At 52.5% G+C, this 21,941-nt stretch carries 19 protein-coding genes; 18 read left to right on the top strand and 1 reads right to left on the bottom strand.

What is annotated here, in order from left to right:
* Positions 1-30: 30 nt before the first annotated feature.
* From C8R21_RS05705 to C8R21_RS05790, 18 genes are all read left to right on the top strand, one after another.
* Positions 31-675, top strand: coding sequence for a TetR family transcriptional regulator (locus C8R21_RS05705; RefSeq protein WP_107761854.1), 645 nt, complete (start codon positions 31-33; stop codon positions 673-675).
* A gap of 388 nt (positions 676-1,063) precedes the next feature.
* Positions 1,064-1,582 carry an Rrf2 family transcriptional regulator gene (locus C8R21_RS05710; RefSeq protein WP_107761833.1) on the top strand — a complete coding sequence of 173 codons (519 nt, stop codon included), beginning with the start codon at positions 1,064-1,066 and terminating at the stop codon, positions 1,580-1,582.
* Positions 1,583-1,649: 67 nt separating this feature from the next.
* The gene (locus tag C8R21_RS05715; RefSeq protein WP_107761834.1) at positions 1,650-1,994 is read left to right on the top strand and encodes a HesB/IscA family protein; all 345 of its coding nucleotides are present in this window, start codon (positions 1,650-1,652) and stop codon (positions 1,992-1,994) included.
* Between the two features lie 107 nt (positions 1,995-2,101).
* Positions 2,102-3,538 (top strand): Fe-S cluster assembly protein SufB, encoded by a 1,437-nt coding sequence (gene sufB, locus C8R21_RS05720; RefSeq protein ID WP_107761835.1) that lies wholly within the window; start codon positions 2,102-2,104, stop codon positions 3,536-3,538.
* On the top strand, positions 3,535-4,323 hold the full coding sequence (gene sufC / locus C8R21_RS05725; protein WP_107761836.1) for a Fe-S cluster assembly ATPase SufC: 789 nt from the start codon (positions 3,535-3,537) through the stop codon (positions 4,321-4,323). The genes sufB and sufC overlap by 4 nt, the downstream gene beginning before the upstream one ends.
* Before the next feature lie 2 nt (positions 4,324-4,325).
* Positions 4,326-5,636 carry a Fe-S cluster assembly protein SufD gene (sufD, locus tag C8R21_RS05730; protein WP_308811380.1) on the top strand — a complete coding sequence of 437 codons (1,311 nt, stop codon included), beginning with the start codon at positions 4,326-4,328 and terminating at the stop codon, positions 5,634-5,636.
* A gap of 3 nt (positions 5,637-5,639) precedes the next feature.
* A complete protein-coding gene (locus C8R21_RS05735) occupies positions 5,640-6,899 on the top strand; it encodes a cysteine desulfurase (protein WP_107761838.1) in 1,260 nt (419 codons plus the stop codon).
* Positions 6,899-7,381 (top strand): Fe-S cluster assembly sulfur transfer protein SufU, encoded by a 483-nt coding sequence (gene sufU / locus C8R21_RS05740; protein ID WP_107761839.1) that lies wholly within the window; start codon positions 6,899-6,901, stop codon positions 7,379-7,381. The genes C8R21_RS05735 and sufU overlap by 1 nt, the downstream gene beginning before the upstream one ends.
* Positions 7,382-7,403: 22 nt before the next feature.
* Positions 7,404-7,964: a NifU family protein gene (locus C8R21_RS05745; RefSeq protein WP_074774397.1), complete on the top strand. Its 561-nt coding sequence runs from the start codon at positions 7,404-7,406 to the stop codon at positions 7,962-7,964.
* Positions 7,965-8,224: 260 nt separating this feature from the next.
* A complete protein-coding gene (hemJ, locus tag C8R21_RS05750) occupies positions 8,225-8,638 on the top strand; it encodes a protoporphyrinogen oxidase HemJ (RefSeq protein ID WP_107761855.1) in 414 nt (137 codons plus the stop codon).
* Positions 8,639-8,739: 101 nt separating this feature from the next.
* Positions 8,740-9,840 (top strand): 3-dehydroquinate synthase, encoded by a 1,101-nt coding sequence (aroB, locus tag C8R21_RS05755; protein WP_107761840.1) that lies wholly within the window; start codon positions 8,740-8,742, stop codon positions 9,838-9,840.
* Entirely contained in the window at positions 9,833-10,954 is a 1,122-nt protein-coding gene (locus C8R21_RS05760; protein ID WP_107761841.1) for a deoxyguanosinetriphosphate triphosphohydrolase, read from the top strand. The genes aroB and C8R21_RS05760 overlap by 8 nt, the downstream gene beginning before the upstream one ends.
* A 187-nt stretch (positions 10,955-11,141) precedes the next feature.
* The gene (hemE, locus tag C8R21_RS05765; RefSeq protein WP_107761842.1) at positions 11,142-12,245 is read left to right on the top strand and encodes a uroporphyrinogen decarboxylase; all 1,104 of its coding nucleotides are present in this window, start codon (positions 11,142-11,144) and stop codon (positions 12,243-12,245) included.
* A 64-nt stretch (positions 12,246-12,309) separates the two neighbouring features.
* Positions 12,310-12,993: a response regulator transcription factor gene (locus C8R21_RS05770; RefSeq protein WP_041352815.1), complete on the top strand. Its 684-nt coding sequence runs from the start codon at positions 12,310-12,312 to the stop codon at positions 12,991-12,993.
* The gene (locus C8R21_RS05775; protein ID WP_258192273.1) at positions 12,932-14,248 is read left to right on the top strand and encodes a sensor histidine kinase; all 1,317 of its coding nucleotides are present in this window, start codon (positions 12,932-12,934) and stop codon (positions 14,246-14,248) included. Before C8R21_RS05770 ends, C8R21_RS05775 begins: the two co-directional genes overlap by 62 nt.
* Positions 14,249-14,666: 418 nt before the next feature.
* The gene (locus tag C8R21_RS05780) at positions 14,667-17,414 is read left to right on the top strand and encodes a YbcC family protein (RefSeq protein ID WP_107761844.1); all 2,748 of its coding nucleotides are present in this window, start codon (positions 14,667-14,669) and stop codon (positions 17,412-17,414) included.
* A complete protein-coding gene (locus C8R21_RS05785) occupies positions 17,411-19,303 on the top strand; it encodes a proton-conducting transporter transmembrane domain-containing protein (protein ID WP_107761845.1) in 1,893 nt (630 codons plus the stop codon). The genes C8R21_RS05780 and C8R21_RS05785 overlap by 4 nt, the downstream gene beginning before the upstream one ends.
* A 662-nt stretch (positions 19,304-19,965) precedes the next feature.
* Positions 19,966-21,627 carry a SulP family inorganic anion transporter gene (locus C8R21_RS05790; RefSeq protein WP_107761846.1) on the top strand — a complete coding sequence of 554 codons (1,662 nt, stop codon included), beginning with the start codon at positions 19,966-19,968 and terminating at the stop codon, positions 21,625-21,627.
* 208 nt (positions 21,628-21,835) lie between these two features.
* Here C8R21_RS05790 and C8R21_RS16645 read toward each other — a convergent pair.
* Positions 21,836-21,941, bottom strand: a 106-nt coding sequence (locus tag C8R21_RS16645; protein ID WP_146162448.1) for an integrase core domain-containing protein, incomplete at its 5' end; no start/stop codon positions are given.

Below are 21,941 nucleotides of genomic sequence, written 5' to 3' on the forward strand. Positions count from 1 at the left end.
ACCTTCACAGATGTAAATAGCGATTCGTACATGGTCCGAAAAACCAAGGAAAATGCGGAATTGACACGGCAGCGTCTCATAGATGCGGCGCGCCAGGTTTTTCTGGAGCGAGGTGTCGCCCGTACCACCATGGAGCATATCGCGCGCGAGGCCGGCGTCACCCGGGGAGCGATCTACTGGCATTTCAACAATAAAATCGATCTGATTCAGGCCATGCGCGAGCAGGTATTCCTGCCTCTCATCGATCGCATGGACGATACCCTGCTGGTTGAAGGCGTGGACGATCCTCTCACCTGTATCGAAAATTTCCTGTGCGGCACGATTCAGGTTCTGGCGGATAGCAAGGAGACTCGCCAGATATACGAAATCATGATGATCAAGTGCGAGTACGTGGATGAATTCGCCATGGTCTTGCAGCAGATTTTATTCAACTGTGCGCACATTTCGGAGAAGTTGAGGCTGGTTTACGAACGCGCCAGGGTTCAGGAGTTACTGCATTCATCTCACGATCCCGTGCAACTGGCCATTGATATCCATCTGTTCTTTATCGGGTTGTTGCACATGTGGGTGAAGGATACAGAGGGAAATCAGTTCCGGCACCAGGCTATTGAACTGGTGGAGGCGCATATGAGACTACGCCGCGTCTCCCCTGAGCGGACTGTTCGCTATCCCTGAATCGCATGGAATGAAGTCATTATTGATGATCCGGTGAGCAAACAGCACGAACGTTCAAAGCGTGCCATTATTGATCTGGCTGGATCCGGGTCAGGCCCGGAATGACGGGATTCATAGTATTTCTGGCCGAATCAACAGGTCAGACTTCGTCGGGCAATATGAGACAACGGGTTTGTTGCGGAACTCCGCTATTCTATTCTATCGATATCGATAGAGGATTCACTCCCACATTGTATATTTTCAGAAATGATGCCTGTATAGTTGACTAAATCAATCAGGTATCTTATAGTTGACTAAATCAGTCGTCTATTGGACTTCTGCTGACTGAGATATTTCTGAGCCTATCTACTTAATCCGTGAATCCATCAAGAGCAAAGGGGAGTTCATCATGAGGCTAACAACCAAAGGACGGTTTGCAGTAACAGCGTTGCTCGATCTCGCGCTGCAACGTCGGACGCGTCCTGTGACACTTGCGGAAATCAGCCAGCGTCAGCAAATTTCGCTATCTTATCTTGAGCAGTTGTTCGCCAAACTGCGTTCCCGGGGACTTGTCGATAGTGTAAGAGGCCCGGGTGGCGGCTATTGTCTTGCGAAAGACATGGGGCAAGTGTCGGTTGCCGAGATCATTCTCGCGGTTGACGAGCCTATCGATTCAACCCAGTGCAATGGAAAGGAAAATTGCCACAACGACAGGAAATGCATGACGCACGACTTGTGGACAAAACTCAACGAACTGATTTTCGACCATCTTGGCGCAGTCACGCTGAAACAACTGGTCGATGAGCAGAGGGAAAGAGAGGAATGGCGGAAGGCAAGAGAGGCGGGTGTTGTGCAGATGCTGGATATGCGGAAGGTTGCGCCTGAAAAGGTCATGCCCGACCGGAGCCGCACTGCAGTTTCTGCCTGACTCCAATTTTGAATGCCGAACGCTTACTTTCATTGTCATAATCGCATGGGGTAGACGGAGAATGGCGATGTCAATAAAACTGACTGAAAACGCGGCGAAACAGATTCAGAAGCAGCTCGCGAAGCGGGGCAAGGGAGTGGCCCTGCGAGTCGGGGTCAAGAAGGTGGGGTGCTCCGGATTTGCCTATACCTATGCTTATGCAGATGAGCTGCGCGAGAGTGATCGGATGTTCGAATCCTGTAACGCTCATGTAGTGGTTGATGTCGATTTTCTGCCGTTTCTTGATGGCTCACGAATTGACTTTGTCAAAGAAGGGCTGAATGAATCATTCAGGTTTGAGAACCCCAACGTGGATAATACCTGTGGCTGCGGTGAAAGCTTCAGTGTGAAAGAAGAACCGGCCAAGGTCTAGCCCTTGGAAGTGGGTGCCGGAAACCGAGATAACAGGAGCGGCAGTATTCGTAGCAAAGGATTGTCCTCTACTAAAAGAAAAGACATTCCGATATTGGAGCGAATCTCATGAGTGCAGTCTTACAGAATCTGGTCAATCAGCCATACAAACACGGTTTCGTTACCGAAATCGAGTCGGATGTCGCGCCAAAAGGCCTTAACGAAGATATTATCCGGCTCATTTCGACCAAGAAAAACGAGCCCGCATGGCTCCTTGATTTCAGGCTCAAAGCCTATCAGCAATGGCTCAAGATGGAAGAGCCGGCATGGCCCAATGTCAAGTATCCGCAGATCGATTTTCAGGCGATCAGCTACTACGCTGCGCCCAAGCCGAAAAAGAAGCTCAACAGCATGGATGAAGTCGATCCTGAGCTGCTTCGCACCTTTGAGAAGCTGGGGGTGCCCATGCATGAGCGCGCGGCTTTGGCGGGCGTGGCGGTGGATGTAATTTTTGACAGCGTATCCGTAGCCACCACCTACAAGCAGAAGCTCGCGGAGGTCGGAATCATTTTCTGCTCCATTTCCGAAGCCGTGCACGCTTATCCCGAACTGGTGAAGCAGTATCTCGGTACGGTGGTGCCCGTGGGTGACAACTACTATGCAGCACTCAACTCGGCCGTTTTTACGGATGGCACCTTCTGCTTCATTCCGAAAGGCGTCAAGTGCCCGATGGATCTGTCGACCTACTTCCGCATCAATACGGAAGGATCCGGGCAATTCGAGCGCACCCTGATCGTTGCCGAGGAAGGATCGTCCGTGTCGTATCTCGAAGGGTGCACGGCCCCCAGGTTCGATACCAATCAACTGCACGCCGCGGTGGTCGAACTGATTGCACTCGACAATGCCGATATCAAATATTCGACGGTACAGAACTGGTATGCGGGTGACGAGAAAGGGGTGGGCGGCATATATAATTTCGTAACCAAGCGGGGTCTGGCAAAAGGCGTCAACTCGCGCATCTCGTGGACGCAGGTTGAAACGGGCTCCGCGATAACCTGGAAATATCCGTCCTGCATACTACAGGGGGAAAGTTCCGTAGGCGAATTTTATTCGGTAGCGGTAACCAATAACTATCAGCAGGCGGATACCGGCACCAAGATGATCCATATCGGGAAAAATACCCGCAGCACCATCGTCAGCAAGGGTATTTCAGCCGGACATTCCAATAACAGTTACCGCGGCCTAGTCAGGATTGCTCCCACCGCCAGCGGTGCGCGCAACTATTCACAATGCGATTCGATGCTGATCGGAGACCAATGCGGAGCGCATACCTTTCCCTACATTCAGGTGCGTAACCAGAATGCCAAGGTCGAGCATGAAGCATCAACGTCAAAAATCGGCGAAGATCAATTGTTCTACTTTGCACAGCGCGGCATCGGCAATGAGGAAGCGGTTTCCATGATTATTAATGGCTTCTGCAAAGATGTATTTCAGCAACTGCCGATGGAGTTTGCGGTCGAAGCGACAAAACTGCTTGGATTCAAGCTGGAGGGAAGTGTTGGATGATTCATCAGGACAGCAAAACGATTCTGGAAGTAAGCGGACTGCAAGCGGCAGTCGATGGCGTAGAGATACTCAAAGGCGTCGACCTCATCGTCAAAAGCGGTGAGGTGCATGCCATCATGGGGACGAACGGCTCGGGCAAGAGCACTTTCGCCAAGGTGCTTGCCGGGCACAGCGCCTATCAGGTTACCGGGGGATCGGTATTGTTTGAAGGCCAGAATCTGTTCGATCTCGAACCGGAAGAACGGGCGCGTGCGGGCGTATTTCTTGCCTTTCAGTATCCGATCGAGATACCCGGCGTTTCCAACAGCCATTTCCTGCGCCTTGCCTATAATACCCTGCAGTCGCAGCGTGGAAAGGACGAACTTGATCCGCTGGAATTCGAGGATTTCGTGCGCGAGAAAATGAAATTGCTGGAAATGAATCCCAATTTTCTGGATCGCGGCGTCAACGAAGGTTTTTCGGGCGGCGAGAAGAAGCGCAACGAGATATTGCAGATGGCGCTGCTGGAGCCACGATTGGCTATCCTGGATGAGACGGATTCCGGTCTCGACATCGATGCCCTGAGGATTGTTACCAATGGGGTAAACAAACTTGCAAACAAGGACAACGCAATCATTCTGGTAACCCATTATCAGCGCATGCTCAACTATATCGAACCGGATTACGTGCATGTAATGCGCGGTGGACGCATTGTTAAAACAGGCGGCAAGGAGCTTGCGCTCGATCTCGAAACGCGGGGTTATGATTGGTTAGGGGTTGAGCGGCGTGCCCCGGCAAGCGCATGAGCATGAGTCTCGTGAATAGCAACACCTATCTCGAAAGCCTGCTTCAAGGACAACCGCGGCTGCCGGCCAGTCCTCTTGCCTGGTTCAACCAGTTACGGGCAAATGCAGTCGACCATGCGGGGAGGCTGAAGCTGCCCACAACACGTGATGAGGAGTGGCGTTTTACTGACCTCTCGCCGCTTGCCCGGCAATCATTCCAGCCCGCTCGTGCTGCAGCAGCGCAGCAGGCCGCTGATGTCGAGCATTTTTCCGTGGCGGAAGCTGCTATCAGACTCGTATTTGTCGACGGCAAATACATGCCGCAACTTTCTACTCCGGCAGAACGCCTCGGAAACCGCGGGTTGATCGTCACCAATCTGTCGTCGGCGATAACAGCGAATGCGGAGGCAATAGAGCCGCATCTGGGTCAGTATGCGCGATTCGAAGATAATCTGTTCGCGGCGCTCAATACCGCATTCCTGCACGATGGCGCTTTGGTCATCGTACCACGCGGTGCAGCGATCGATACACCCGTGCACGTGTTGCTCATTGCAACGCAACCGGAGGTGGCGAGCCATCCCCGCTGTCTTTTCATCGCTGAAGCGGGTAGCGAGGTTACCATTCTCGAGGATTACGTCAGCCTGAATGAAGCAGTCTATGTGACTAATGCCGTGACCGAGATCGCGGTGGGAGATAATGCCCGCATCAGTCATATCCGAGTACAGCGCGACAGCACCGAAGCATTTCATATCGGGAACTGCGCTGTTTCGCTGGCGCATGCCAGCCGCTACCGCTCTGTGAGCGTTGCACTCGGGGCACGCATTTCACGCTACGACTTGAATACAGGGCTTGATGCTGAGGACGCCGAGTGCGTTATCGATGGGCTGGCGCTGATCAACGGCAGGCAACTGGCCGATACGCACAGTTCCATAGATCATGCCAAACCGAACTGTACCAGCCGCCAGTTGCATAAGTGCATCGCTGATGGTAGCGCACACGCCGTGTTCAACGGCAAGATCATGGTTCGTGCGGGCGCCCAAAACACGGATTCCGCGCAATCCAGCCGCAATCTGTTGTTGAATGCGAAAGCGCGTATCGATACCAAGCCGCAACTCGAAATTTTTGCAAATGACGTGAAGTGCGCACATGGTGCCACGGTAGGTCAACTCGATAGTGAGGAGCTGTTTTATCTCAAGAGCCGGGGCCTATCCGGAGTTACGGCGCGAAATCTGCTGACTTATGCATTTGGCGCCGAGATCATTGATCGTATTCCCATCGCATCGCTCAAATACCGGCTTGAACAGACAGTGCTGGAACAAATCAAGAAAAACTGAGCCATGAAAATCATAGATTCCACGCTGCAACCTCAGATTGATTCGACGCTCGATGTCGCACGTGTGCGTGCCGATTTTCCGATTCTGAAGCTTCAGGTCGAAGGAAAGCCGCTGGTCTACCTCGATAATGCAGCCTCCAGTCAGATGCCGCAGCCGGTGATCGATCGCCTGGTGCGTTACCAGACAAGCCAGCACGCAAATATCAATCGCGGAGTGCATTATTTATCCGAGACTGCCACGGCAGAGTATGAGACGTCGCGTCGTAAATTGCAGCACTTCATCAATGCAAGTGAAGACAGAGAGGTAATTTTTACCAGCGGAACGACAGATTCCATCAACCTCGTGATGCACGGGTATGGACGCAAATTCATCGGTGCGGGTGATGAAATCATCCTGACCACGTTGGAGCATCATTCGAATATCGTTCCGTGGCAGATGCTGGCGGAAGAAAAAGGGGCAAGGATACGTGTCGTGCCTATCAACGATGCCGGTGAACTTCTCATCGATGAATACGAGAAGCTTTTCAACGAACGCACGAAGTTTGTCGGTGTGATGCACGTATCGAATGCTTTGGGGACGATCAATCCGGTCAGGGAAATGATCGCCTTTGCGCATGCCCGCGGTGTTCCGGTGCTGGTGGATGGCGCGCAGGCTGCGCCGCATATGAAAGTGGATGTCCAGGATCTCGACTGCGATTTCTATGCTTTTTCCGGACACAAAATGTGTGGTCCGACGGGCATCGGTATTCTGTACGGAAAAGCAGAACTTCTGGAGCGCATGCAGCCGTTCAAAGGCGGTGGGGACATGATTCTGTCGGTGACATTCGAAAGAACCACCTACAATTCCATTCCGCACAAGTTCGAAGCAGGAACTCCCCCCATTGCAGCCGCTATTGGGCTTGGCGCCGCCGTGGACTATTTGTCGAATGTCGGTATCGATGCCATCGCCGCGTACGAGGTTGAATTACTCAACTACGCAACCGAACAGATGTGCCAGATACCCGGAGTGCGCATCATAGGCACAGCAGCGAGAAAAACCGCGGTGCTGTCCTTCGAGGTGGCGGGTGTGCATCCGCACGATGTCGGTACGCTTTTGAATCAGGAAGGCGTTGCCGTTCGCACCGGCCATCACTGCGTGCAACCTGTGATGCTGCGCCTCAAGGTGCCTGCCACTACACGCGCTTCGTTTGCGTTTTATAATACAATGGCTGAGGTAGATACTTTCATCGCAGGCATTCGTACTGTGCAAAAGATATTTGTTTAATGATTACGAAATCGCTTTATCAAGAAGTCATCCTCGACCACAACAGGAAGCCGCGCAATTACGGCAAGCTGGACAAGGCGAGCCATCATGCGGTGGGGCACAATCCGCTGTGTGGCGATCACCTCGATATTGATCTGAACCTTGAAGGGGAGCATATCGAAGGCATTGCGTTCCATGGCGAGTCGTGTGCGATCTGCAAGGCATCTGCATCCATGATGACCACCGTTGTAAAAGGCAAGAGCCTTGCAGACGCAGAGATGCTGATCAAGGAATTCCGGGACATGGCTACGGGCACGCTGGATCTTGCCCACCCCCACCATCTGGGAAGGCTCACCGTATTTGCCGGCGTCCGTGATCTGCCCACCCGCGTCAAATGCGCGATTCTCCCATGGCACACGCTTCACGCAGCGCTCAATTCCGTCAGCACTACCTCAACCGAAGCGGAGGGTGATCCCATGCACGCCCCGATAGGGGATGCCTGAGCTTTTCGTCAAGGTACCAAAAATGCCGAAGATAGTTGAAATAGAGGGAACCCCCAATAGGAATGCGTTGAAATTCATCCTCAAGGAGCCGCTGACCTGGGGAGTAACGCGTTCGTATGATAATGCCGAGCAGGCGAAAGGTGATCCGCTTGCCGAAGCGCTGTTTGACATCGATCATGTCACTAATGTGTTCTATGTAGATCGTTGGATCACAGTGACCCAGGATGGCGCGGCTGACTGGCAGGACCTGGCGCGGGAAGTAGCAGACCCTATTCGTGCCGCGCCGGCGGCAGATACCCAGACAGCCGCTACAGTTGCAGCCGCGAGTGCGGAAATTGCAAATTTAAGTCCTGAGGACCAGCAGCGGCTTAATTTGATCAACGAAATGCTCGACGAGGAGATTCGACCCTATCTCCAGAGCGATGGAGGCGATCTCCATGTACTTGGCCTCGAAGGCAACAGGCTGAGTGTTCATTACCAGGGTGCTTGCGGCACCTGTCCGAGCTCGATTACCGGTACACTGCGAGGCATTCAGAACATGCTGAGGTCGATAGAGCCTGACCTGGAAGTTGTTGCCGTCTAATATCTCTGCGGCATAATCCGGCGCGCGTATGAACCCAGCTTCGGACTGGTGTCACTGTAATCAACCTTCCACGCAGGGAAGCTTTTCTGCTTCCCGAGTCTTTCCTGCTTCCCAGGTCTTTGGGGGGGTGTTCATGCTCCTGGCGTCGCGTTAGCGACCTGTCGTCCGCTTCAGTATATTTCAGTATATAGTATCTGCTTTTTGCACAGTGCTCAGTCCGCAGCAACTGAACACATGTGCTGTTTCCGTTCGAAAAGCATATGCTCTGGGTAAAATCTTTTCATATCGTCTTCGTGGTGGCCTGGTTCGCCGGGCTTTTTTATTTGCCACGGCTCTTTGTCTATCATGCCCTGACTACGGACTCGGCGGGCATAGAGCGGTTCAAAATTATGGAAAGAAAGCTCTATTATGGGATCATGACCCCCAGCGCGGTGCTGGCAGTCGTCCTGGGTCTGTGGCTCTGGCTGGGCTATGGCATTACTGGAGCCTGGCTGCATGCGAAGCTCGCCCTGGTGATATTGCTGATTGCGTATCATGGATACTGCGGCAGACTGCTCGCCGATTTCAAACGCGACCGCAACCGTCATGGCCATGTTTATTACCGCTGGTTCAATGAAGTCCCGGTACTCATCTTGATCGCTGTCGTGATACTCGTGGTAGTGAAACCGTGGTGAGCTAAGCAGGGTGATAAATTACCGGAATTATTCAAAAAAAACATCCGGACGCGGCTTATCGAGGTTTCCGGGCAAGTTGTGCCTCCTTTCTCGTCACAATAATGCAAACAGTCACTGTTAATCTTGTCTCTACGTCCGCTCCGCGCAGCTATCCCATCCATATCGGTGCAGACATCCTGACTCAGCCTGAACTCCTCCTGGATTATCTGGGTCAGAAGCGGGCGGCCATCGTCACAAATACTACGGTGGGACCTCTATATCTCGAAAAATTTCGTGCGACTCTTGCAGCTCATGATGTGGTTTCAGTGCCGATCGTTCTTCCCGACGGTGAGGAATACAAGAACTGGGAAACTCTCAATCTCATTTTCGATGCTCTCCTGACACACCGCTGCGAACGCAATACACCGATCATCGCCCTGGGCGGAGGAGTCGTGGGAGACCTGACCGGTTTCGCGGCCGCAAGCTATTTGCGCGGCGTGCCGTTCATTCAGGTGCCCACTACACTTCTGGCGCAAGTCGATTCTTCAGTGGGCGGTAAGACCGGGATCAATCATCCGCTGGGCAAAAACATGATCGGAGCGTTTTATCAACCCCAGGCGGTAGTGGCGGATACGTCCACGCTCGATACGCTGCCCGATAGGGAACTGCGCGCCGGTATAGCCGAGGTCATCAAGTATGGCCTTATTCGCGATCCGGCATTCTTCGGCTGGATTGAATCTCATATTGAGCTCCTGTTGGAACGTGAAAGTTCGATTCTGATCGACGCCATAAAAAGGAGCTGCCAGCATAAGGCGGAAGTTGTTGAAGCAGATGAGCGCGAGAGCGGCATGCGCGCCCTGCTGAACCTTGGGCACACTTTTGGACATGCAATCGAGAATGCCATGGGTTATGGCAACTGGCTTCATGGGGAAGCAGTGGCTGCGGGAACGATACTGGCAGCCGAAGTATCACAACGTATGGGCATGATAGGCGAAGGGGATGTGGATCGAATCCGAAATCTCTATGTGAAGGCCGGACTGCCGGTGATTGCCCCGAATCTCGGTCCGGAAAAATATTTGCATCTGATGGGGCTGGACAAGAAAGTACAAGGCGGGAAAATGCGTTTCATACTGCTCGAGGATATCGGTCGGGCGGTGGTGCATGCAGGTGTGCCATCCCCGATACTGACTGAAGTTCTGACGGAATGTACAGCTGATGCGTGAGCTGGCGTCCTATGCGGTATCGCCTGCCAACTCCCGCGGACGCCGCATTGCGGAAGAACCGTCCCCCGGCCGCACGCCTTTTCAGCGCGATCGCGATCGCATCATTCATTCCACCGCTTTTCGCAGGCTTGAGTACAAGACCCAGGTTTTCGTCAATCATGAAGGGGACCTGTTCCGCACGCGCCTCACGCACAGCCTCGAAGTGGCGCAGATCGGGCGTTCCGTAGCCCGGAATTTGCGCCTGAACGAGGATCTGGTTGAGGCTATCGCGCTGGCGCATGATCTTGGCCATACCGCCTTCGGTCATGCCGGGCAGGACGCGCTGAACGAGTGCATGAAGGAACATGGCGGCTTTGAGCATAATCTGCAGTCCCTGCGGGTGGTGGATGTACTGGAGGAGCACTACGGCGCATTTGACGGGTTGAATCTGTGCTTTGAAACCCGCGAAGGCATTCTCAAGCATTGTTCGAAGAAAAATGCGCTGGAACTGGGGGACGTTGGCGAGCGCTTCCTTACGAATCGTCAGCCTTCGCTGGAAGCGCAAGTCGCCAATCTGGCTGATGAGATCGCTTACAACAATCACGACGTGGACGACGGCTTGAGATCCGGCCTCATTATGCAGCAGCAACTTGAGGAGGTCGGCATATTTGCGCGCCATCTGGCGATGGCTAGACAGCAATACCCGAAAATATCGGGCAGGAGACTGGTCCATGAAACCGTGCGGCGCATGATCAATACGCTGGCGGGAGATTTGATCAGGCAAAGCGCAGTGAATATCGAGCAGGCAAACCCTCGGACCTTGGACGAAATACGGACTGTTCCGCCGCTGATCGGATTCAGCAGGGAAATCGCGCAAGAGCAGCAGGAGCTCAAAAAGTTCCTGCGGGAGCATCTTTACCGGCACTACAAGGTAGCGCGCATGAGCGCAAAGGCACGGCACATCATCCGCCAGCTCTTTGACGCATTCAGTTCGGATATCCGGTTGTTGCCCCCGGAATTCCAGTCCAGATCTCAACAGGACAAGCATCAAGCCATCGCCGACTATATCGCAGGCATGACGGATCGTTATGCCATTCGTGAATACCGGCGTCTTTTCGTTGTCGAGGAAAGCTGACAGATCGTTCCTATCGTTGACCTTTTCGCGAATGACCTCGTCGGCCATTCATGGTAAGATGGAGAGTTGAAAGAGAACCTGACGGTTCCGGGGTTCCGACAGTCCCCAAGGCATCCATTTCCACTGGTAGCTCCATTGGTAGATCGAGCATCCGGTTTTACTGATTTTTGCGATTGATCGGGTCTGAATGACGAGATTGAAGAACGATACTCTGCTCAAGGCACTGCTGAGGCAGCCCACTGAATACACGCCGGTTTGGCTGATGCGGCAGGCCGGGCGCTATCTCTCCGAATATAATCAGACGAGAGCTCGTGCGGGCAATTTTCTTGCACTCTGCAAGAATCCTGACTTCGCCACCGAAGTTACGATGCAACCTCTCGCGCGATTTCCTTTGGATGCGGCCATCCTGTTTTCGGATATTCTGACGATTCCTGATGCCATGGGATTGGGATTATATTTTGCGGAAGGAGAGGGCCCCAGGTTCGAGCGCCCCTTGCGCGAAGAGTGGGAGATCCGGGCTCTTACCGTCCCCGATCCTGCTGTTCATTTGCGCTACGTCATGGACGCGGTTTCGCAGATACGCAGAACTCTGGATAATCGGGTCCCGCTGATCGGGTTCTCCGGCAGTCCGTTTACGCTTGCCTGCTATATGGTGGAAGGGGCCGGCGGAACTGATTTCCGGCAAATAAAAACCATGCTGTACCGGCGCCCTGATTTGCTGCATCACATTCTCGATATCAACGCGCAGGCTGTCACCGCTTATCTGAACGCTCAAATCGAGTCCGGTGCGCAGGCAGTAATGATTTTTGATACCTGGGGTGGGGCGCTTTCCCATGCTGCTTATCAGCAGTTTTCGCTGCGATACATGACCCAGATACTAGCGGGGTTGAGGCGGCATCAGGGGGCTGAGCGTATTCCGAGCATTGTTTTTACCAAAGGTGGAGGACTATGGCTCGAGAGTATCGCGGACAGCGGATGTGATGCAGTGGGACTGGACTGGACCGTGAATATCGCAGATGCCCGGCGACGCGTGGGCCACAAGGTTGCCTTGCAGGGCAACCTTGATCCTGCCGTGTTATTTGCTGAACCGGAGATAATTGCTGCCGAAGTGGAACAGATTCTTGCGGATTTTGGCGAAGGAAGCGGTCACATCTTTAACCTGGGGCATGGCATATCGCAGTTTACGCCACCCGAAAATGCGCTTGCGCTGGTCGAAGCGGTTCACAGCCTCAGCCGCAGATTTCATCGTGCGGATACAGAGGGAGGCAGCATTTCGGCAGCTAGCGGATAAACGGAATTTTTTCACATCGAATCTACATGATATTTCTGCAGTCTGATTGGTTGGAACTTTTCACGTGCGCATACTTATTATTGAAGATGATCGGGCAATAGCCAGTAATCTGTACGACTTTCTCGAAGCTCGCGGTCACAGTGTCGATGCGGCGGCCGATGGGATTACAGGGCTGCATCTTGCGGTTACCCAGCAGTTTGACGGCATTTTGCTTGATCTGGGATTGCCTGGGGCGGATGGTATAACCCTGTGCCGGAAGCTTCGCCAGGAGGCGCATCTCGATACCCCGGTCCTGATGCTGACAGCGCGCGACACGCTGGAAGACAAGCTGAAAGGTTTCGATTGCGGGGCGGATGACTACCTGGTCAAACCCTTCGCCTTGAAAGAAGTTGAAGCGCGGCTGGTTGCCATGCACAAACGTCGAAAGGGGAAGGTAACCAGTCGAACGCTGGAAACCGAGGATCTTTCCTTCGATCCGAAAACCCTCACAATTCGCTTCGCGGGCGCGAACGTCAAGTTGCCGCCAAAATGTATTGGCTTGCTTGCAGTCATCATGAGCGAGCCTGGCCGCGTTTTCAGCCGCAGGGAACTCGAATCGGAAGTATGGGGGGATGTGCAGGAAACCAGCGATACCCTCCGCAGTCACATGCACGAGCTTCGCCGCGCACTGACGCGCGCGGGCGGCTATGATCCAATCGAAACCGTTCACGGTCTCGGCTATCGGCTTTCCACGCGTGCCCGTAATTAGGCGCGGGCTTCGTCTTCGCGTTGCACTCGCGTTTGCGATATTCTGTATTGTGGTTGTCGGAACGCTGGGAGTCAGCCTGTATATCGCTTCCGATGACATCGAAGAAGCTCATATCGAACAGATCATCGAAACCGAGATGGATTACCTGCTCCAGCGCTATCGTGAGCATGCGGACTTCGTGCCGCAGGAAGGTTCCAATCTCGAGAAATATATCATCCACGATCCCTCCGAGGAATCTCGCCTTCCTTCCTATTTGCAGGGGCTGAGTTACAGACGGCACAAGGTTTTTCGCGGCCCTGAGGAAGTCCGGGTCGCAGTCCATCACGTGAACGGGGTCAAGTTTGTTGTCGCCTATGAAATAGGCCTGCACGAAGCGCGGCAACGGGAACTGAAACTGCTCATCGTCCTGTCGCTCGTTTCCGTCGTGGGTGTCGCAGTGGTGGTGGGTTATCTGCTGGCCGGCGTGCTGGTCAAGCAGGTGACTGATCTCGCCGAGCAGGTGAGGCATCTTGCGCCGGGTGACATCCAGGGGGAAACGCTTACCCAGCCCGGGCAGGATGAGGAAGTGGCCCAGCTCGCTCGCGCGCTGGATGACTATCAAAGCCGCATAACCCGCATGCTGCGCCGCGAACAGGAGTTTACCGCCAATATAAGCCACGAACTGCGCACTCCGATTACAACTATCCTGACAAGCTGTGAACTGCTGGTCGCGGAACCGAATCTCTCGGAAAGAGCGCGCATGCGCATCAGCATGATCGAAAGCGCCGCAACCCGCATGGGCGAGCAGTTGCAAGCCCTGTTATTTCTTGCGCGCGAGCAGTCGCTCGGGGTAATGGAACCCGTGGATCTGGCCGAGTGTGTCTACGATGCGGCAGAATCGATATGCGGGGAGATCTATCGAAAGCATCTTACATTCGAAGTCACGGTGGAACCGAAAGCCATGCTGACGCTGAACCGTCAGGCGATTCACACGGCCCTTGTGAATCTGCTGCGCAATGCGGTGCAATATACTAATAGCGGTTTCATACGGGTAAATTTCAAAGGCAACCGTCTTTCGATTTCCGATTCCGGTATAGGTATTGAGCCTTCCTATCTCCCCCTCCTGTATGAACGCTTCTTCCGCGGTTCAACGCAAGGTGAAGGTCTGGGCATAGGGCTTGCCATCGTCAAGCGCATTTGCGACTACTATGGATGGAGCATAGAAGTCGAAAGCATGCCGGGACAAGGCGCGACCTTCCATATTGTATTTCCCTGAGTTGTATTTCCCTGAGTTGTATTTCCCTGAGAATCGCTTTTCCTGGGGCCTTCGCCCAGCGACTTCTGCCTGATTCTGCCTGACATAGCGGAAGCTCTACAGTTCTCCCTATCGGTCTTCTGCAAAATCCGCGTCTTGCGGAGCTATTTCCGCCATTTTCTCCTTCCTGAAGACGTCACTTTTTAGTGGCCGGACCGCTGGGATACTTATCTCGCCCGGTGATGATGCTGGTTTAAACCCTGTTTATGAGGGGTATTTATCTTCACGAATTCTTCACAGGGCATGTGTTAATTTTGATACCTGAATAAATACCTGAGTAAATTCCTCTGTTATTTTAAGTCGATGAATCGAGTTTGTTTTGGTAAAGGGAATCCTGTCAACAGGTCAGAATACGTCACGAAGAAGAGGAGTAAAAATTATGCCAGCAGCAATAGACAAAGATGAAAGTATTCAGAAAGAGGGAAAGAGGATCGAGTTGGTGAAAGATTCTCCAAAACAGTTTGCGGCTTCCGGTGCCGTCGCAGCAAGTGCACCGGCTCACCCGGATAAACGAGCGGATGTCAGTCCGCTGCACGCAGAGCGGACTGTAGCCCAAGCGCAGGAAACCTCCGTTTCTTCCTTCAATGAAGAGGAAGTGATCCATGATCTGCAGCACTATCTGCCCTCGCAGGCACCGCTGAAAGATTTTATTCATCATAATACATTACACGCGTTCCAGAACTATCCCTTCCATGAGGGAACGCGTCGCGCAAAAAAAATATTCGGATATTTCCCCTCTCTTCAACTTCGTGAATATAGAGACCTGTACGAAGCCGGGCGTATCCGCAAGGATATTCTTGAGCGGATCATCTCCGAGCAGAAGGGCGCACAGTATCTTGAGGATTGGATGCAGCGGTTGCTTGAGAAGGAATATGACGATTCCGTTTCCCCCCGAATAGGCAAACTGAGGGCGAACTGGAAGCGTCATTATCCTATTGACCTGGACCTGATGGTTCACCCGCTTCTGTTCAGAATCCTGTGCAGCTACCTCGATCAGGGAATTTCAATATGGGGTTTCCCAATAGGGCACAAGGGTTTTCTTGCGGCCATGAAGGAAATGGAAGAAAAAAGCTTCGCCAGTTTCTTCAAGACGAAGAGAGCTAAAAAGCTTTTGGTGTCTGGAAACTGCAAGATGGAGGATCTGCTCAAGCTCGTGGTGGGGGATGAAACCCTCTATGCGCAGTATCTGTTTGACCAGCAGTTTGCGCACCCGGGTTGGTCGGGCATGGTAGCTTCTGTCGAGGCCCAGCCCGCCTCTCTCCTGAACCCGAAGAACATTACTGTTCATGACCTGGTTATCTTCGAGCTTTTGCTTGAAATTGACGCGCTCGATTCCTATTTCGGAGAAAGTTGGCAACCCATTGCACACATTCTGGAAGAGCGGCCTGAACCGTTGTTCGACGATGTGCCCGAGACTGAGGTCGATACGGTTTTTTCCCTTTGGCAAGATGCTTTTGAGTGGACGTACTACGACCAGGTGTTGACTGGAATAGCTTTGCAGGACAAGACCTGGGAAAGAAAGATCGAAAACAGAAGTTTCCAGACGTACTTCTGCATCGATGACCGGTTGACATCGTTCCGCCGTTATCTTGAGCAACTGGATCCGGATTGCGAAACGTTTACCACCGCCGGATTTTTTAACGTCGAACTGTATTATCAACCCGAGAACGGCAAGTTTTACACAAAATGCTGTCCCGCGCCGGTCTTCCCCAAGTTCCTCGTCAAGGAAATCGGTAACAAGCAGAAGATAAAGAAGGAAGTACATTTTTCCAAGCTCACGCATTCGCTTTTCCAGGGCTGGTTTATCTCCCAAACCATCGGGTTCGTGTCGGCTCTGAGATTGGCCTTGAATGTATTCAAGCCCGGCGCGATGCCTGCCATGGCCTCCTCTTATTCCCACGTGGACAAGGATGCGAGGCTCACCATCGAGAACAAGGACCCGAACGACAAGGAAAACGGATTACAGATAGGGTACACCATCGACGAGATGGTCCAGCGCGTTCAGGGTGTCCTGACCAGCACGGGATTGAACGGGGTAGATAAAACCTTTGCTCCCATCGTTTACATGATTGGCCACGGCGCGTCCAGCGTAAACAATCCTCACTATACCGCCTATGACTGTGGTGCATGCGGTGGCCGACCCGGATCGGTGAATGCCAGGACGTTCTGTTACATGGCCAACCATCCCAAGGTAAGGGAAGCACTCAAAGAGCGTGGCGTCGTTATTCCGCCCACTACCCAGTTCCTCCCGGGTCTGCACGACACCACGCGTGACGAAGTCGCCTTCTTCGATGAAGAGATTCTCTCCGAGGAAAACGCCGGAAAACACAGGAGGAATACGCTCGTCATCAATGAAGCGCTCGATCTCCACGCGAAGGAGCGGTCCAGAAGATTGGTATCCATTGATACCAAAATGAGTCCAAAGGAGATTCACGAGGAAATTCGCAGGAGATCGGTTTCGCTGTTCGAACCCCGGCCGGAGCTCAATCATGCGACCAATGCGGTAAGTATTATCGGCAGACGGAGCATTACGGAAAACCTCTTCCTGGACAGGCGGGCGTCCACGAGCACCTATGACTACCGCACTGATCCTGAAGGTAAGTTCCTCACCATGTCCATGGGCCCCATTGCGTTGGTTATGGGCGGTATCGATCTCGAGTATTTTTTCTCCCGGACCGACAATCACAAAATGGGTGCCGGAACGAAACTGCCGCACAACGTCATGGGGCTGATTGGGGTGGCCAACGGCGCGGATGGCGATTTGAGGACAGGGCTTCCCAGCCAGATGATCGAGATCCACGATCCCGTCCGTCTCCTGGTCATCATCGAACATTATCCCGATGTGGCATTGAAGGTGATCAAGTCGCAGACGGCAAACTATTCGTTTTATGAAAACTACTGGGTGCACTGCCTGGTCGTGCATCCGGACACCGGTGAGCTCTGGTTGTACAAGGACGGTAGTTTCTCGAAGATTTACAAGCCCCTGTTGAACGATCTGGAAACCGTATCAGATCTGAGCGCATTGATGGAACGGGCCAAGAAAGCGGAATCGATCGAAACCCTGGATGCGGTTCAAGAGAATTTACCTGTCTACTTTATCGAGAAGAAGGAGAGAGTGAAAAAATGACGATGCCGCTGCTAACCTCCCTGCTTGGGTTATTCATATTCATCCCGTTGATCGGGTTTGCGCTCACCATGCTCGTGCCGAAAAAGAATGAGGATGCCATTTCCTGGATAGCCTACTCCACTGTCGGTTCGCACATGGTTTTGGCCTGGATATTCCTGGTCCTTTGGCTGATCGGCGGATACCCGACGCTCGAGACAATTGAGCTTATCCTGTATAACACGGAAAGTTACAAGTTTTTCATTTCATTCTATTTCGATAAAATTACCGCGGTTTATCTGTTCGTCGGTTCCTTCCTCTGCTTTCTGGTTACCGTCTACTCCAGATGGTACCTTCATCGCGAAAGGGGCTATAAGCGGTTTTTCAACACCATTCTGTTCTTTTTCATCGGCTACAACATCATTATTTTCTCCGGTAATTTCGAGACGCTCTTTATCGGTTGGGAAGTTCTGGGAATCACGTCCTTCCTCCTGATCGGGTTCTACAGGGAGCGGTACCTGCCGGTAAAAAATGCGCTCAAGGTATTCACGGTGTTTCGCGTGGCGGATATGGGTTTGATTCTGGTCATCTGGATGAGTCATCATCTGTGGCACGAAAACATCACGTTCTCCAAGCTCATGCATCCGGAACTGGTTGCACAGACTCTTGAGGGCAACACGACATTGGGGATTTTGATTGGGTTGATGCTCCTGCTGGCGGCCGCTGTGAAATCGGGTCAGCTCCCCTTCTCTTCCTGGGTGCCCAGAGCAATGGAGGGTCCGACTCCGTCGAGTGCAATCTTTTACGGATCGCTCTCGGTTCATCTGGGCGTCTTCCTTTTGCTGAGAACGTTCCCATTCTGGGAAAATCAGCTCGTTGTGGTAGCGCCTGTCATTCTTCTTGGCGTGGCGACCGCCGTAGTCGCGACCCTTATTTCACGCGTACAGTCCTCGATCAAGACGCAGATCGCCTACTCTTCGGTGGCGCAGATCGGCATCATTTTCGTGGAAGTGGCGTTAGGGTTTTATGATCTTGCCTTGATCCATTTGGCAGGAAATGCATTCTTGCGGACGTATCAGCTTCTGGTTTCGCCATCGGCCGTGACCTTCCTGCTCCGCGATCAGTTCTACAACTTTGTTCCAAGGGAATACATCGACAAGCACTCCACATCCAAGCAAATCGAGTATGCAGCCTATATGCTGAGCGTGAAGGAGTTCAACCTCGATTCGTTCATGTATTTCTTCTTCTGGGATCCCGTGAAATGGATCGGCAGGAAGCTGAACCTGGTGTTATCCGGAACTGGCGGTTTCATTATCGCTACCACACTTTTCCTCGTCGGCCTGGCCTGCCTGTATTACGAGCAGTCTTTACCGGTCGGGGTCCAGCAATTCCTGCCGACACTATTTGCCTTCATCGCCCTGATCGTCGTGCTAAAGTCTTTCTCAGAAAGAATGAGTCCCCAGTTGAGCTGGTACTTCGTCATCATGAATCATCTCTGGATCGCGCTCGCCATCTCGTTTTACGACGAAGTGACCACCCGGGAGATCGTCATTTATATAAGTGGCATCCTCCTTTCAGGTCTTGTGGGATATGCGTGTCTAGCACAACTGAAGTCACTCGAGCGGAAGGTGGATCTGAAGGAACCTCAGGGTCAGGGTCATGTCTATGAATACCCTAGCCAGGCTTTTATTTTCCTGCTTGCGTGTCTGGGCTTGATGGGCTTTCCTATTACGCCATCATTCCTGGGAATAGACCTGATCTTCACCCATATTCACACAGACCAGATCGTATTTGCATTCATTCTCGCACTGAGTTTCATCATCGTCGGTCTCTCACTGGTGAGAATATATTCCCGGGTTTATCTTGGACCTCATGTTAAAACTTACCATGCTGTTCCCTTCAAAAACTCGTGAACGTGAAGCCATGATATGAAAGAAGCGGAAATATACAGATAACTCTGATGGAAATGAAAGGCGCCGGCTTAAACCCAGGGAATCAGAAGCCATGTGAGAGAAACCCCGGAGTAAAGCCGGCGCTCAACAAGTATCTACAAGGGGGGTTTTCAGGAAATAAGGAGGTGCCGGAGTAATGAGTAATAAGTGAGCGCCTCAGAAGGTTTCGGAAGATGTGTCCGCTCTCCCGCAAGGGATTACCAGAGCGCAGACAAATCGTTTCTGACAGACTTCAGCGCACGCTTCATCAGAGGTAATAAAAGACAAGGTATGCGAAGCCTCGTACTTCGGAAGAAAAAAGATGCGGGAGGTGTAGAGGTGGAAAAGGGAAATGCGGGATGGTATTCCGTGCTTTGAGCAACTCCTCTGAAAGGGGATGGAATAAGAGATGAATTATATCACAAATGTGAAGTCGAATGGCGCAGGGCATGGAAACTTAGGAAACCTGGTTGGAACGAACACACTTGTGTTTCATAGACGAAAGATACCGCGGATGAGCCTCTTCAAACCCTCTGGATAAGCCTGCAGTTGGCAGACCGGACAGGCCGAACCGAAATTAATGGAAATATGAGACTTTTTTATTCAGGATATTTAAAATCCAATTAACAGGAGTTATCACTGATATGAGTGCAGCTAATGCAACTACTGCTTCTACCGCTAAACTGACAGTACCGAAAGACGGGCTGTCCGGGATGTTGGAGAACTTCCGGTACGATTTTATGGCCGGATTCTTTGTCTTCCTGCTGGCTCTGCCGCTTAGTCTGGGTATCGCCAAAGCTGGTGATTTTCCACCCGCAATGGGCGTGCTTACCGCAATGATCGGCGGACTGCTGGTCGCATTCTTTGCCGGTTCACAACTAACCATTAAGGGTCCCGCAGCGGGCTTGATCACCATTGTCGCAGGCTGCGTTGCCGAAGTCGGGGGCGGGCCGGAAGGATGGAAAATGGCTCTGGGCGTCATGGTCGTCGCGGGCGCACTTCAAGTCGTCATTGGTTTCATGAAGGCTGGGTCACTTAGCGATTTCTTCCCATTATCTGCTGTGCACGGTATGTTGGCGGCCATCGGGTTGATTATTATTTCCAAGCAGGCTCATATCCTGTTGGGAATAGACCCAGCCACATTAGCCGGAATGGGACCAGTGAAACTATATGCGCAAATTCCCAATTCCATCATGAATCCGAACGTGCCTGTGGCAATAGTCGGGATACTTAGCCTGATCGTCCTGTTTGGATTACCTAAGATAAAAAGTCCTTTAGTGAAGAAAATTCCAGCTCCAATGGTCGTATTGTTGATAGCGATCCCCGCTGCTATGGTACTGGATTTCAAGGGAACGCAACCCGCCCATATCCTGGTGCAGATTGGCGATTTCTGGAAGGAAATTGCTTTCAATGCGGATTTCTCGCAAATTGGAACAGGGGCATTCTGGAAATACGTGATCATGTTCCTGCTAGTGGGAAGCCTGGAGTCCTGTCTTACCGTCAAAGCAGTTGACAGCCTGGATCCCTGGAGGCGGCAATCCAATTTCAACAAGGACTTGATCGCCGTTGGCGCCGGCAACACACTCGCCGCTGTAGTGGGTGGATCCCCAATGATATCGGAAGTGGCACGGAGTTCGGCCAACGTCGGTTTTGGTGCACGCACGCGCTGGGCCAATTTCTTCCATGGCTTCTGCCTGTTTGTATCGATGCTGTTCCTGATCCCAGTGATCGAGATGATTCCGAATGCTGCGCTGGCAGCCATGCTGATCTTCGTCGGCTACCGGTTGGCCTCGCCCCACGAGTTTTTCAAGACCTACAAGATTGGCAGCGAGCAGTTGACAATCTTCCTGGTTACGATTGCGGTGACGGTCGCCACTGACCTGTTGATGGGTATCGGGGCAGGTATTCTCGTCAAGTTCGTCTTCCATATCGTAAATGGCGCATCGCTCGGCAACCTTTTCTCGGCGCGCTATCAACTGAAGCAGGCTGGAAATCAGTACTACATGAACGTTCAGGACGCTGCGATATTTTCCAACCTGATCGGCTTCAAGAAAGTACTGGCCAAGTTTGAACCCAAAAAGGAAGTCGTTCTCGACTTCAGCCAGGCAACGCTGGTTGATCATACCTTCATGGAATTCCTGGAGCATTTCGAGGAGCAATATGTCGAAAAAGGGGGAGCGGTGACGGTGACAGGTTTCGAGCGCTTCCAACCTTTCTCTGCTCACCCACTCGCGGGAAGAAAGGCGAAGAAGGAAAAAGTCGGCGCTACCACGCCTTCGCTTGATAGTAGCCCGTCGAGGGAGTAATGCCTGACCAGCAGGCTTCATAATAAAAGCAATAAAAGCACGATGGACCGTATCTTCGGTCCATCGTGCTTTTAGCTTATGGAAAAGGCAATATTACAGCTTTTATGACATGCAATGCCTGTTCCGTACCGCCTGTATCGAGCGGAAGTAAGTGGATTGATCCGCTTGGGTTTCCAGGACCATTCCGAGAGTTAGTTTTCGGCGTTGGTTAAGCTGGGACGGGACTTGGAAGCCCCGCCCGGCGTACAAATTCAGCCGGCGACAGGTCATTGAGAGTCGAGTGAGGCCGACTCTCGTTGTAGTCCCGCCGCCAG

This window comes from Nitrosospira multiformis (assembly GCF_003050865.1).
In the GTDB taxonomy this organism is placed as follows: domain Bacteria; phylum Pseudomonadota; class Gammaproteobacteria; order Burkholderiales; family Nitrosomonadaceae; genus Nitrosospira; species Nitrosospira multiformis_E.